This window comes from Pararhodospirillum oryzae, assembly GCF_007992075.1.
Classification (GTDB): Bacteria; Pseudomonadota; Alphaproteobacteria; order Rhodospirillales; family Rhodospirillaceae; genus Pararhodospirillum; species Pararhodospirillum oryzae.
The window spans coordinates 15,258-28,447 of record NZ_BJZO01000055.1 but is presented as its reverse complement, the minus strand read 5'-3'; the positions used below and the strand labels follow the sequence as shown (position 1 = coordinate 28,447).

Genomic DNA, 13,190 nt, shown 5'->3' with positions numbered 1-13,190 from the left:
GCCAACGACGCCTCCGACGACACGGCGGCCCGCCCCACCACCTATTCCATTCTCGCGGTGGTCGAAAGTTTCGATCCGGGCCGGCGCCTGACGGAAATCACGGGCCAGATCCCGGGGATTGCCCGGGCCCTGATGCCGGAAACCACGACCACCACGGCCCGCGTGGCGGTTTCCCCCGCGCGGGAAACCGGCGCGGTTTCGGTGGGCGGCCCCTTGCCGCGCCTCGATGGCGCCCAGGTGGTGGCGTCCGCCGACGGGGCGGCCTCCGGGGCGGGCGATTCCGTGGAAGCGGCGGCCCGGGGCGTGCTCGGGTGGATCCGGCGCATGCGAGGATAGCCGGAAGGCTCCGGTTATCCCTGCCCGCCGCGTGCCCTGGAAAACAGGCCGGAACGCGGGAACCTACGCCCCGTAGCGGGTGAGCACGGCTTCCACCTGACCGACATAGGCGTCCCCGAACAGTTCGACGTGCACCAAAAGGGGATAGAGCAGGTACAGATCGCGCCGTTCCTCGAAAAACCCGGGCGCGATCGGGCGCAGGGCCTCGTAGGCACGAAAAAAAGCCGGCCCCAGGGTGCCAAACAGCGTCCCGAACGCCAGCTCGATCTCGGGATGGGCGTAATACAAGGCGGGATCGATCAACGCCGTGACCCGCCCGCCCGCGCACAGCACGTTGCCCCCCCACACATCCCCATGGATCAGGCTGGGGTGATCGGGCTCCAGCAGCCAGCGTTCAACCCGCCCCGCCAGACGCTCGACCCGGGCCAGCACGCCAGCCGGGAGTGTGCCGGCCTCGCGGGCGCGGCGGGCGCGGTCGATCAGGCGGTGCCCGGCGAAAAAGGGAATCCAGGCCGTCGTCCGGGGATTGGGCTGCACCAGCCCCCCGATGACGGTGTCCTCGTCGAAGCCGAAACAAGGCTGGGGGCGGGCGTGCAAGGCGGCCAGGATCCGGGCCAGATCGGCCTGGGCCGTGCCGTTCAGGGCGCCGCCGGCCTCGACCCAGTCCATGAGCAGCACCGGGCCTTCCTGCGCCAGCACGGCGGGCACCGGGACCGAGGCCCCGGCCAGGCAGCGCAGCATGCGGGCCTCGACGCCCAGGCCGGCCCCGCTTTTCAAGACCACGCGCCGCCCGTCGGCCAGGGTCAGGCCCCAGACCTGGGCCACGCAACCGCCCCCCAGGGGCCGGCCCGCCTGGACCGGTGCCCCGAGGAGACGCGCCACCGTTTCGGCATGGGGAACGGACACGTTCATGGGCGCGCCTCCCTTGGGGCTTCTCCGGGACCGGGCGCCCGGGCCGGGTTCAGTCGCTCGCGGGAACCGGAGAGGCCGGGGGAACCGGACGCCCCTCGGCCTCGGCGACCAGGGCGCGGCTGCGTTCTTCAATGCGCGCGTGCAAGGTGGCCAGAAAGGCCTTGCGCGGCATGCCGGGCTCCAGGGCCGGCAGGAACTCGATCACCACCTGCCCGGGGCGCTTGAAAAAGCCGTTGCGCGGCCAGAACACCCCCGAATTGATCGCCACCGGCACCACCGGCACCCCGAGCTGGCTATACAGCGCGGCCACGCCCGGGTGATAGGGGCGTTCGTCGCCCGGCGCCACCCGCGTGCCCTCGGGGAAAATGACAATCTGCGAGCCCTGATCCAAGGCGGCGCGGGCATCGCGCACCATGGCCTTGAGCGCCGACGCGCCGGCTTCCCGATCCACCGCGATCATGCCGGTGACGCGGAAGTACCACCCGACCAGGGGCAGCGCCAGCAGCTCCTTTTTCAGCACGTAGACCGGATCGTTCAGCAGGCGGTGGAACAAAAAGGTGTCGTAGGCGCTTTGGTGCTTGGCGGCGAAAATCACCGGCCCCTGGGGCACGGCCTCCAGCCCGCGCGTCGTCCACGACAACCCGATCAGGCGATGGGCCGCGACCAGGAAGCCCCCCACCCAGACCCGCGCCACCCTTTGGACCGGCATGCGCCGGCCGGTGGCCAGGCAGACCCCCAGAATGGGCAGGGCCACGGTCCCCAGGACCAGCGTCCACAGGACATAGAACACATTAAAGGCAAGCGAGCGCAGGACGGTCATGGGCGGCCCCTTCTCCGGGGAGGACAATAAAAACCGGCAGCGTGTGCAAGCGCCCGCGCAGCCAGGCGACCAGGAACTTGGAATATTCCTCGGCGATCAGCAAGGCCGTGCCGCGCCATTTCCACCATTCTTGCAACTTCACGGCGCCGGGGAAAACGGGGTGAGGCACGATGACCACATCGGGCATGGCGGCCCGGAACTCCACGAGGCTGCGCGGCATGTGATAGGCGGCGGTGACAAGGCGCAGGCTGTGATACCCGCACGCGGCCATCCACTGGGCGGTTTCCCGGGCGTTGCCAATGGTGTCGGTGGCGGCATGACCGAGGATGACCCGGGGCCGCAGCCGCGAGGGCACGGTGGCGATGGTGGCGTGCAGGTCGTCCAAGGTGACATCGGGACCAACGCCCGACAGGAACAAGGTCCGGGCCATGCCGGCGGCCAGCAGATCGATCCCCGCCGGCACCCGCCCCGAGCCCCCGGTCAACACCACGATGGCGTCGGTGGTGGTGCGGGGATCGGTGATTGATGACGGCAAGGCGGCGGCGAACAGGGCCAGACCCGCGAGCCACAGCGCGAAAGCCGCCAGCACGCCCTTGAGCGCGACCCGCCCCCAGCGGACCAGAACCGTTCCCATGACCTTGCGCCGTCTTACCCTTGTCGTAATGATCCGGTCACAGCATGCGCGACAAGGCGCGCAGCACGGTGAGCCGCGTGGTCAGCATCGCCACTCCCCCGGAAAAAACCGGCAGGGCCAGCAGCAGAACCCATTGCGGCACCGACAAGGAGATGTCTGGCACGAAGCCCCCTTCAATGTCACGAGCCAGATAGCCAACCCCCGCCAGAGCGGGCACGGCCAGCATAAGGCCGACCGAGCCCCCCATCAAGCCAAGGACCATGGCCCGGCCGGCGAACTGTCGGGCGATATAATCGTCATGCGCGCCAATCAGGTGCAAAACCTCGATCACCGGGCGGTGGGTGGCGAGGCTGGAGCGGGTGACCTGAATCACGGCGACCGACGTGGCGGCCGTCACCAGGGCCAAAACCGACCACGCGAGCGACGCCAGGCCCTGGGCGAGGTCGACCAGCTTGGCCAGCCACAAACGATGGTCGTCCACGGTCACGCCGGGGACCATTTCGCTGAGACGCCGGGCAAGGCCGGCGAGGTCGAGCCCCCCGTCCGGGCCGTCCTTGGGATTGATGGTGACATCGATCAGCCGGGGCAAGGGCAGGTCGGCGATCATGTCGGGCGAGCCCAGCCAGGGCTCCATCAAGGCCTTCAGGCGGTCCTCGCCCAGGGCCTCGGCGCGCAGCACGCCGGGCTCGACGCGCAAGATCTCCAGCACCCGCGCCACGTTGGCCTCGGTGCGGGCGTTGCTTTCGTCGATGGGCCCCGGGGTGGGCATGACCTGAATGGTCAAGGTCCCCGAAACGTCCCGGTTCCAGCGCTCGACCACGTTGTGCACGGCAAAGGTTCCGGCCATCGCCAGGGCGGCCAGGAACACCATGACCGCCACCATGACGGTCAGGAAATGACCGGTGCCGTCCTCGGCCACCGGCAGGTCGGCCCTCATCAGTCTCACGGCGGACGCCCTCCGCCCCGGGAGGGAGAAGAGACCAGCGCGGTATCGCGGGCCGACGGAATCCGGTACAGGCTTCCCCGCTCCAGATGCAATCTGGGATACGGAAATCTCTGGATCAGCGCCTCCGAGTGGGTGGCGATCAGAACCGTGGTCCCCAGTTTGTTCAATTCGATGAACAGGTGCAGCAAGCGCATGGCAATGCGATCATCGACGTTGCCGGTGGGCTCGTCGGCCAGCAGGAGGTCGGGGCGGCTGATGACGGCGCGCGCGATGGCCACCCGCTGCTTCTGCCCGCCCGACAGGGTTTCGGGGCGCGCGTCCATGTGATCGCGCAGGCCCACCCAGGTGAGAAGCTCGGGCACGTGGCGGTGGACTTCTTCCTCGGTGATGCCGGCGACGCGCAAGGGCAAGGCCACGTTGTCGAGCGCCGACAGATGATCGATCAGGCGGAAATCCTGGAACACCACGCCGATGCGCCGGCGCACCGCCGGCAACTGGTGGCGGGGCACGGCGGTGACATCGCGGCCGAACAGGCGAATCGCGCCCCGGGTCGGACGCAATGCAAGATAGAGAAGACTCAGAAGGGAAGACTTTCCCGCTCCCGAAGCGCCCGTCAGGAAGTGAAACGAGCCGGCCGGCAGGTCGAAATCGATGTCGGTGAAAATTTCGGGTCCGTTCCCGTAGCGCAGCCCCACCGCGACGAACTCGGCCGCCGGGGCATCCTCGCGACGGCTGCGTTGCCTGTGGATGATGGATCCGTCCTCCCGTCGCCGGCCCAAGGCTTCCACCCGCCCCGGGGCCCGAAAAAACCTGTCCGCCCGGGGCTCGGGCTGTAAAACCTGGGCTTAACCATTTTACAGCACAATCATGGTCGCTTGTCACGACAGCGCGCGACCCCGTATAACCGGACCAGAGCCCTGTGGCGGATTCGAAAAACTCATGATCATCACCTGCCCGAGCTGTGCCGCGAAGTTCAACCTGCCAGAGTCCGCCCTGGGATCCAAGGGGCGCACGCTCCGGTGCGCCAAATGCGGTCATACCTGGCACCATCCGCCTGCCGGGGCGGATGACTTCGACGACGACCCGGATCCGTTCGCGGCCCCGCCGCCAGCGCGTCCCCAGCCTGCCCCCCCGCCGGCGCGCGCTCCGGCCCCCGACCTGGACGCCCTGCCCTTCGAGCGCGATCCCGAGGGCGCGCCGCCCAAGGCCCCCGCCACCAACTTCGACCAGGAGCTTTCCAAGCTCGAAGACATGCTGGGCAAGCTGCCCGGCGGCGAGTTCATGGAAAGCAAGCCCGGGCGCGGACGCGGCCGGACCACCCTCGACGACGACCTGGACGACGACGAACCGCGCAAGAAACGACGCGGCGACGACATCGAGGATCTGGACGCGCTGCTGGCGTCCACCGATCCCGATCCCATTCCCCGCGTCTTCACCGGCCCGCGCCCGACCAAGCGCGGCCCCGGCACGGGCCTGCTCAAGGCCGTGGTGGCCCTTCTGGTCGCGCTGTGGGTGGTGGCGCTGGCGGGCTATTTCCTGCGCGCCCAGGCCGTGGCCCTGGTCCCGGCGCTGGGATCGCTTTACGCCCTGCTGGGCATCGACACCGGCGAGACCCGCGACACGGTTATTTTCCAAAACGTGGTCAGCACGCTGGAGGCGCAGGGCGACCGCCGGGTTCTGGTCGTGCGCGGCCTTCTGTTCAACCCCTCGGCCGAGGAACGCCCGGTTCCGGAACTGGAACTGGTGGTCATGGACGAGGACGGGAAGGTGTTGCAGCGCGTGCGCGACAAGCCGCCCCAGCCCACGCTGGCCGCCGGCGCGCAGATGCCCTTCCAGATCACCATGGAAAATCCGTCGCAGCTCGCCCGCGACTTCAGGATTCTGTTTTCTTCCAGTGACTAGGGAAAGGGGCCCCGCCGGGCCCGCGAGGGGCCGGCCCCCAACCTTCCCCGCGATCGCGCCATGAGCCGCGCGGGGGGGAAGGAAGCCGTTCCCGTCTTGCCCGGCCCCCCTCGCCCCTGGTCCGGGATGCGTCTCCTTCCTCCTCCAAACGAGGTGTCGCCCATGTCCTTGATGTCGCTCCTGGCCCACCGTACCGCCTCGGGTCAATCCGTGCGCGTCGCGCTGATCGGCGCCGGCAAGTTCGGCGCCATGTTCCTTGCCCAGGTGCCCACGACCCCGGGGCTCAAGGTCACGGGGGTGTGCGACCTGTCGCCCGAGCGCGCCCGCGAGACCTGCCGCAAGGTGGGGTGGTCGGCCGAGCGCATTGCCCAGACGACGTTCTCGGATTCGCCTTGGGACCTGATCGACGCCCCCGAGGTTGAAGTGGTGATCGAGGCCACGGGCGACCCCATGGCGGGCATCGCCCATGCCCGCGCCTGCTTCGCGCGCAAGCGTCACGTGGTGATGGTCAATGTCGAGGCCGACGCCCTGTGCGGCCCCCTGCTGGCGCGCGAGGCCGCCGAGGCCGGAGTCGTCTACACCCTGGCCAGTGGCGACCAGCCGGCCCTGGTCGCCGAGCTGGTGGACTGGGCGCGCTCGTGCGGGTTCGAGGTGGTGGCCGCCGGCAAGGGCACCAAGTACCTGCGCAGCTACCATGCCAGCACCCCGGAAACCGTGTGGACCCATTACGGCATCGACCCGCGCCGGGCCGCCGAGGCGGGCATGAACCCGCGCATGTTCAACAGCTTCCTGGACGGCACCAAGTCGGCCATCGAAATGGCGGCGCTGGCCAACGCCTGCGGCCTCGACGCCCCCGAGGAGGGGTTGGGCTTCCCGCCGTGCGGGGTGGACGACCTGCCGCACGTGCTGCGCCCCGTCGAGGACGGCGGCCGGCTCGCGCGCCGGGGCATGGTGGAAGTGGTGTCGTCCCTGGAACGCGACGGCCGCCCGGTGCACCGGGATCTGCGCTGGGGGGTGTTCGTGGTCTTCGCCGCGCCGTCGGCCTACGCCGCGCGCTGCTTCACCGAGTATGGCATGGTCACCGACTCGACCGGGCGCTACACCGCCATCTACCGTCCGCGCCACCTGATCGGGCTGGAACTCAATACCGCCGTGCTCTCGGCGGCGCTGCGCCGGGAAAGCGTGGGCCATCCGGCCAGCTGGCGGGCCGACGTGGGCGCCATCGCCAAGCGCGATCTGGCGGTGGGGGAAATCCTGGATGGCGAAGGCGGCTTCCGGGTATGGGGGCGGCTGATGCCCGCCAAGCGCGCCCTGGCGGGCGGCGTGCTGCCGATCGGGCTTGCGAACAAGGCCCGCCTGATCCGTCCGGTGGTGGCCGGTACCCCGGTGCGCTGGAGCGACGTTGCCCTTGATGAAACCTGCGAGGCCGTCACCGCCCGCCGGGAAATGGAGAGTATTTTCCAGCCCTGAGGCCTCTCGCGCGTTTTTTTGAACCCTCCGACTTGACGGAACGTCCCTCCCCCCTCTTCCAGGGGGGCCAGGGATATTCTAGAGTGTGGCCCATGTTGTCGCGCCGCGACAACCTTGGCTGGAGGGAAAACGCCATGACTGAACTGGAAACGGGCCTCGCCCGCTTCAAGACCATTGCCGGGACGGTGGGCGCCCGTCTCAATCCGCTGCTCGACAAGGGCCTGGCCCGCGTCACGCCCTGGGTCAACCAGGGCATCGACCGCCTGGGCAAGGTGGAAAAAATCAAAACCGCGGCCGAGTCGGTCTCGGCGCGCGTCAAGACCTTCGTGGGCGAGCCGGCCGACGCCAACAAGGTGGGCGTCGTGCTGGGCGGCGTGGTGGTCGTGGTGATGATTCTGGGGGGGATCGTCACCCGGGCCAATGTCGAGGGCTGGTACAACGGCCTGGAGCACCCCTTCTTCACCCCGCCCAACGCCGCCTTCGGTCCGCTGTGGGCGATCATGTTCACGCTGATGGGCGTGGCCGCGTGGCGCGTGTGGAAGGTGAAGGGCTGGACCGGCTCGCGCGACGCCCTGACCTTGTGGGGCATTTCCCTTTTCTTCAACCTGATGTGGTCGGTCCTGTTCTTCGCCTTCGGGTGGATGGGCCTGGCCTTCATCTGGGATCTGCTGTTCCTGGCCGTGACCGCCATGGTGGCGCGGTCCTTCTTCCTGATTGAGGAGAAGGCCGGCTGGCTGATGACCCCGGTTGCCATCTGGGTTGGTTTTGCCGCCCTGCTCAATCTCGGCATGCTCGCGGTCAACTAATTCCAATACCGGGCCTTTGGCCCGGTCATTCCGACGTCGGGCCGCTGGCCCGGCTCCCGCTTCAAGGCGGAAGCCGGTGCCGGCGGCCCTTTTACGTTCCGGCTCGCTTATCCGGCCTTTTGAAGGCGATGCAAGAAGGTGCCGTCGTCCAGCGTCTGGCTGGACAGCAGCCGATCCCCTGTTTGCTCGCAGAACCGCGCGAAATCCTGGACCGACGCGGGATCCGTGGCCCACACGTCCAGGAGCGTGCCCACGGGCAGGGCCTGCAGGCGCTTGCGCGCGCGGAGCACGGGCAAGGGGCAAGACAGGCCCCGCACGTCGAGCCGTTCCACCGGGGTGTTTTCAACCGTCATCCGCGCGCCCTTTTTTGTTTCTCCACTATCCATGGTCTTGGCGCGTTCGGGGGAGATTGACAACCCCGCCGCTTCCCCCCACTTCCCAGGTCCGCTCTCCCAGCGGTCCCCTGGATGCCGGACGCCATGCGCGCCGTCCCGGGGCATCCGGCGGGCGCGTTTCGTCCCCTTGTCCCAGGATCCCGCCCATGTCTGGTTTTTCGGTTCGCATGATCGACGCATCGGCTCTGAAGGAATGGGTGGCGCAAGACCGTGTCCACATCATTGATGTGCGCGAGCCCGACGAATACGCCGCCGTTCACATCCCGGGGGCCCGGCTGGTTCCCCTCAGCGCCTTTGATCCCACGCGGATCCCCACCGATCCCGACCGCCCCGTTGTGTTGCATTGCCATACGGGGGCGCGGTGTGGGGTGGCGGCGCACCTGCTGGAGCGCGCCGGCTACGCCTTGCCCGTGCACCGGCTGAGCGGGGGGCTGGTCGCCTGGGCCCACGCCGGGGGGGCGCTCAGCGGCCGGTAGGAAAACCTCAACCCAGGATGAGTTTTTTGTCCGCGACAACGAACGCCTCGCGCGACACCTCCACCCTGCCGAATTGACGCACCGCACCCAAGACAGAGGGTTGCCAGCTCCGGCAAACCTCGCCATGCTGTGGTTGCGTGACAGGGGCGTGTCGGCGCCGTGTCATTTCAAGGTCCCCTTCGTGGGAGACAGTGCCGGAGCCATCCGATCCGATCAACCTGTGGTCGGAATCAATTGGTGTGGTTTTGGCCGTTGTTTGTTTTGTTTCAGAGTCGCGAAGGGCAGTCCCTTGCGCGAAGAGCCTTTCAGGCTTGGCGGCCGGCCTGTCCGGCCCACCCTAGGGGAGGCCATCCATGCTCGTTCTTCCCGAAGTGCCCAAGGTCGATCCGTGCCCGGACCGACAGACCGCCGGGGATAACCGAACATTTTTGGTGGTGGTTGACGAAACGACGGAACTGCGCGCGGCCCTGCGCTTCGCGGCCCGGCGGGCCCAGGGCACCGGCGGACGGGTGGCCCTGGTCAGCGTGGCGCAACCGCCCGATGTCGGCCCCTGGATGTTCGTCGATTCCCTGATGCGCGAGGAAGCCCGGTCCAAGGCCGAGCAGATGTTGCAACGCAGCGCTTCCATCATCCAGTCGATTGATGGCGAAGCTCCGGTCTTGCACGTGCGCGAGGGCGAAATGCTGGCCGAGGTGCTGGCCCTGATCGACGAGGACCCCTCGATTTCGATCCTGGTCCTGGCCACCGCCGCCGACGACGAGGACCCGGGCCCCCTGGTCCGGGCCCTGACCGGACGCCAGGCCGGGCGCATCCGCGTGCCCGTCACCTTGGTGCCTGGCTGTCTGACCGACAGCGAAATCGACGTGCTGACCTGACCCCCCGCGCCCTTGGCCCCGGGAGGCGGGCGCGTCGCGGGCCGGGGCCCGTGCGCGATCCCGCCTTTTTTTTGGGTCTTGTTACCGTTCGGGCGCGGGATTTTTTTCCAGAAGCGTCCACACCTGCGCGGCCAGGCTGTCGTAGGCCTGGGCCTGCGGGCTGTCGGGGTGAGCAAGCGCCAGCGGCTGGCCGGCGTCGGCGGCCTCGCGCACCTGAACATCCAAGGGCAGGGCCCCCAGGAACGGGGCGCCCAGTTCCTCGGCGGTGCGCCGGGCGCCGCCATGGCTGAAGATATCGGTGCGTTCCCCGCAGTGCGGGCACAGGAAATAGCTCATGTTCTCGACGATGCCCAAAATGGGCACATCAACCTTGCGGAACATGGCCAGCCCCTTGCGCGCATCGAGCAAGGCAATGTCCTGGGGCGTCGACACGATGATGGCGCCATCCAGGGCGACTTTCTGGCACACGGTCAGCTGGGCATCGCCGGTGCCGGGAGGCATGTCGAGCAGCATCACGTCCTGCTCGCCCCAATCGACATCGCGCAGCAACTGTTCCAGGGCACCCGCGACCATGGGGCCGCGCCAGATGACCGGGTCCTCCTCGGGCACCAGGAAACCGATCGACATCACCGAGAGACCATGCGCCGGAACCGGAAGCAGCCGCCCGCCCGCGTTGGCCGGGCGCGTGCCCGCGACCCCCAGCAGCCGGGGGAGCGAAGGCCCGTACACGTCGGCATCGAGCACCGCCACCCGCAGGCCCCGCCGGGCCAGGGCGATGGCCAGGTTGACGGTGGTCGTGGACTTGCCCACCCCCCCCTTGCCCGAGGCCACGGCGATCACCCGCTTGAGGCCGGGGAGCGACAGGCGCGCGGGCGCGGCCCGGGTGGGCGCGGGGGCCGGGCGCTCGGCGGTCAGGACAACGCTCGCGCGTCCGACTCCGGGTACCGCTCGCAAGGCGGCTTCGGCGGTGGCGCACACGGGTTCCAGGGCGCGGGCGCGCTCGGCCGGCACGGCAAGGGCGACGCTGACCTCGACGCCATGGGCTCCGGGGCGCTGGGCCAGCCCTTCGACCCACCCCAGGCTCACCACATCAGGGCCGGAAGGACCATCGGGCCTGACTTGAGCCAGGGCCGCGAGAAGGTCGGCGCGCGTTACATCAGTCATTTGTTGAAAGCCCCTGCCGAAGAAACGATATGGAGGACGCCCGCCCTGTGCGAGGAGACGACCCTGGCATCCGGCCGCCCTGCTTGGCCCCGGCCTCAGGCTGTCCTATAAGGCCAGGACGAAGGGTTAGGCTACGACGCGGGGCTGGCTTGCGCCATGCCCTCACGGCGCGGGCGACCCCGGGCATGACGCAATAAACGCGAAAGGAACGCATATCAATGGCTTGGAACCAGCAGGGGGGAGGACCCTGGGGCAGCGGCGGTGGCGGCGGTCCTTGGGGAAGCGGCGGTGGCCGCGGGAATGGCAGCGGCCCCGGCAATCCTCCCCCCGACCTGGAGGACGTGCTGCGCCGGGGCCAGGAGCGCTTGTCACGCCTGTTTCCTGGCGGCGGCATGGGGGGCGGCAAGTCTCTCGCGCTCATCATCATGCTGGGCATCGCCGTGTGGCTGGTGACCGGATTCTACCGGGTTGGCACCGACGAGCAAGGCGTGGTCTTGCGCCTGGGGCGGTTCACGCACACCACCCCGCCGGGCCTGCATTATCACCTGCCCTATCCCATTGAAGAAGTCCTGCTGCCCAAGGTCACGCGCGAAAACCGCGTGGAGCTGGGCTTTCGCGGGCTTTCCGACGGCCGTGGCCGCGCCGCCGTGCGCGACGTGCTCGAAGAAAGCCTGATGCTGACCGGCGACGAAAACATCATCGACATTGACTTCTCGGTGGTGTGGGTGATCAAGGACGCCGGCGCCTACTTGTTCAATCTGCGCGACCCGGCCGGCGCCGTGACCTGGGCGGCGGAAAGCGCCATGCGCGAGGTCATCGGCCAGACCCGCATTCAGGTGGCCCTGACCGAGGGCCGGCAGGCGATCGAGGACAAGACCAAGGAAGCCTTGCAATCCCTGCTCGACGACTACAAGGCGGGCATTCAGATCCGGCGCGTGCAGTTGCTCAAGGTCGATCCGCCCTCGCAGGTGGTCGACGCCTTCAACGACGTGCAGCGCTCCCGCGCCGACCGCGAGCGCCTGAGCAACGAAGCCGAGGCCTACCGCAACGCCATCATCCCCGAGGCCCGGGGCCAGGCCGAGCGCCTGGTGCAGGAAGCCGAGGCCTACAAGGAAGAAATCGTCAACCGCGCCCAGGGTGACGCCGCCCGCTTCACCTCTGTCTACCAGGCCTACAAGGCGAGCCCGGACGTGACCGCGCGGCGCTTGTACCTGGAAACCATGGAAGACGTTTTGACGAACTCGACGAAGATCCTGCTCGACAAGAACGCGGCCGGTGTCGTTCCGTACCTGCCCTTGCCCGAGGTCCAGAACCGCGCCCAGGCGTCCACGAGCCGGCAGGGCCCGCTGGGGGCTCCCGCGTCCGCCGCCCCCGCGTCCCCCGGCCCAGGAGGCAGCCGATGAAAAAGCCCGTTCTCGTCGCCCTGATCGTCTTGCTGGTGGGCGCCGGCATCGTGGCCGCCAACAGCTTGTTCCTGGTCGCCCAGACCCAGCAGGCGGTGGTGTTCCAGTTCGGTCAGTACGTGCGCACGATCCAGGAACCCGGCCTTCAGGTGAAGCTGCCGCTGATCCAGAACGTGATCTTTTACGACCGGCGCGTCTTGGAACTGAACCCGCCGGCCGAGCAGGTCATCCTGGCCGACCAGAAGCGCCTGGTGGTCGATACCTACCTGCGCTACCGCATCGCCGACCCCTTGCGCTTCTACCAGGCGGTCACCAACGAGACGCAGGCCGCCTCGCGCCTGTCCGACATCGTGATTTCGGCCCTGCGCCGGGTGCTGGGTAACTCCACCCTGGCCGAGCTGCTCTCGCCCGCGCGCGCGCGCCTGATGCAGGAAATGAAAGTGGCCGTGGACCGCGAGGCCCGCGAGCTGGGGATTTCGGTCACCGACATGCGCATCCGTCGCGCCGACCTGCCCGAGGAAACCAGCCAGGCCATTTTCGCGCGGATCCGCTCGGAGCGTGAACGCGAGGCCCGCGAATTCCGCGCCCAGGGTCAGGAACTGGCCCAGCAGATCCGCGCCCGCGCCGACCGCGAACGCACCGTCTTGCTGGCCGAGGCCCAGAAGCGCGCCCAGGAACTGCGCGGCGATGGCGACGCCCAGTCGATCCGCATCTACGCGAGCGCCTTCGATGCCGATCCGTCGTTCTTCGACTTCTACCGCTCGTTGCAGGCCTACCGGAAGGCCCTCGCCGACGGAACCACCACCTTGGTTCTGTCTCCCGATGGGGATTTCTTCCGCTACTTCGACCACAAGGAGGCGGCCTCGTCCCGCTGACCCTGGCCTGAAGGATCCGCCCACCGTCTTTCGGATCCTTCAAGCCTGACCCTGTCACCCCGGAGCGCGTCGGAAGCGAACCAGAACCCGACGCGCTCCGGGTTCGTCTTCTCCCCGTTTTTTTTCGCTATAGTGTCTTTCTTGAAGCGCTCAAGCGCCCCACCCCAGGCCATCGC

14 protein-coding genes and 1 pseudogene are annotated in these 13,190 nt (G+C 68.5%); 8 read left to right on the top strand and 7 right to left on the bottom strand.

Annotated features, from left to right (window positions below):
* Positions 1-336, top strand: a pseudogene (locus ROR02_RS16635) (hypothetical protein); the annotation flags it as partial.
* A 63-nt stretch (positions 337-399) separates the two neighbouring features.
* Here the strand turns inward: ROR02_RS16635 and ROR02_RS10645 are convergent.
* The 5 genes from ROR02_RS10645 to ftsE are packed head-to-tail and all read right to left on the bottom strand — an operon-like array spanning position 400 to position 4,427.
* Positions 400-1,248: a fructosamine kinase family protein gene (locus ROR02_RS10645; RefSeq protein WP_147164004.1), complete on the bottom strand. Its 849-nt coding sequence runs from the start codon at positions 1,246-1,248 to the stop codon at positions 400-402.
* Between the two features lie 49 nt (positions 1,249-1,297).
* Positions 1,298-2,068: a lysophospholipid acyltransferase family protein gene (locus ROR02_RS10640; protein ID WP_147164003.1), complete on the bottom strand. Its 771-nt coding sequence runs from the start codon at positions 2,066-2,068 to the stop codon at positions 1,298-1,300.
* Positions 2,040-2,702 carry a YdcF family protein gene (locus ROR02_RS10635; RefSeq protein WP_147164002.1) on the bottom strand — a complete coding sequence of 221 codons (663 nt, stop codon included), beginning with the start codon at positions 2,700-2,702 and terminating at the stop codon, positions 2,040-2,042. Before ROR02_RS10635 ends, ROR02_RS10640 begins: the two co-directional genes overlap by 29 nt.
* Before the next feature lie 37 nt (positions 2,703-2,739).
* A complete protein-coding gene (locus ROR02_RS10630) occupies positions 2,740-3,639 on the bottom strand; it encodes a cell division protein FtsX (protein WP_246135507.1) in 900 nt (299 codons plus the stop codon).
* Between the two features lie 5 nt (positions 3,640-3,644).
* Positions 3,645-4,427, bottom strand: coding sequence for a cell division ATP-binding protein FtsE (ftsE, locus tag ROR02_RS10625; protein ID WP_407672628.1), 783 nt, complete (start codon positions 4,425-4,427; stop codon positions 3,645-3,647).
* 160 nt (positions 4,428-4,587) lie between these two features.
* Between ftsE and ROR02_RS10620 the strand changes: the two genes are divergently transcribed.
* The 3 genes from ROR02_RS10620 to ROR02_RS10610 all read left to right on the top strand — a co-directional run bounded on the left by ROR02_RS10620 (position 4,588) and on the right by ROR02_RS10610 (position 7,826).
* Positions 4,588-5,550 carry a DUF3426 domain-containing protein gene (locus ROR02_RS10620; protein WP_147164000.1) on the top strand — a complete coding sequence of 321 codons (963 nt, stop codon included), beginning with the start codon at positions 4,588-4,590 and terminating at the stop codon, positions 5,548-5,550.
* A 162-nt stretch (positions 5,551-5,712) separates the two neighbouring features.
* Entirely contained in the window at positions 5,713-7,020 is a 1,308-nt protein-coding gene (locus ROR02_RS10615; RefSeq protein WP_147163999.1) for an NAD(P)H-dependent oxidoreductase, read from the top strand.
* Positions 7,021-7,154: 134 nt separating this feature from the next.
* Positions 7,155-7,826, top strand: coding sequence for a TspO/MBR family protein (locus ROR02_RS10610; RefSeq protein ID WP_170245072.1), 672 nt, complete (start codon positions 7,155-7,157; stop codon positions 7,824-7,826).
* 107 nt (positions 7,827-7,933) lie between these two features.
* Here the strand turns inward: ROR02_RS10610 and ROR02_RS10605 are convergent, their stop codons facing one another.
* On the bottom strand, positions 7,934-8,179 hold the full coding sequence (locus tag ROR02_RS10605; protein WP_147163997.1) for a sulfurtransferase TusA family protein: 246 nt from the start codon (positions 8,177-8,179) through the stop codon (positions 7,934-7,936).
* A gap of 188 nt (positions 8,180-8,367) precedes the next feature.
* Between ROR02_RS10605 and ROR02_RS10600 the strand changes: the two genes are divergently transcribed.
* Positions 8,368-8,697, top strand: a complete 330-nt coding sequence (locus tag ROR02_RS10600; RefSeq protein ID WP_147163996.1) for a rhodanese-like domain-containing protein — start codon at positions 8,368-8,370, stop codon at positions 8,695-8,697.
* Positions 8,698-9,050: 353 nt separating this feature from the next.
* Positions 9,051-9,572, top strand: coding sequence for a universal stress protein (locus ROR02_RS10595; protein WP_147163995.1), 522 nt, complete (start codon positions 9,051-9,053; stop codon positions 9,570-9,572).
* Positions 9,573-9,653: 81 nt separating this feature from the next.
* Here the strand turns inward: ROR02_RS10595 and ROR02_RS10590 are convergent, their stop codons facing one another.
* Entirely contained in the window at positions 9,654-10,736 is a 1,083-nt protein-coding gene (locus tag ROR02_RS10590; RefSeq protein ID WP_147163994.1) for an Mrp/NBP35 family ATP-binding protein, read from the bottom strand.
* 218 nt (positions 10,737-10,954) lie between these two features.
* Between ROR02_RS10590 and hflK the strand changes: the two genes are divergently transcribed.
* Both hflK and hflC read left to right on the top strand, forming a co-directional pair.
* A complete protein-coding gene (hflK, locus tag ROR02_RS10585) occupies positions 10,955-12,139 on the top strand; it encodes an FtsH protease activity modulator HflK (RefSeq protein ID WP_147163993.1) in 1,185 nt (394 codons plus the stop codon).
* Entirely contained in the window at positions 12,136-13,014 is an 879-nt protein-coding gene (gene hflC, locus ROR02_RS10580; protein WP_147163992.1) for a protease modulator HflC, read from the top strand. The genes hflK and hflC overlap by 4 nt, the downstream gene beginning before the upstream one ends.
* The last annotated feature ends 176 nt before the right edge of the window (positions 13,015-13,190 follow it).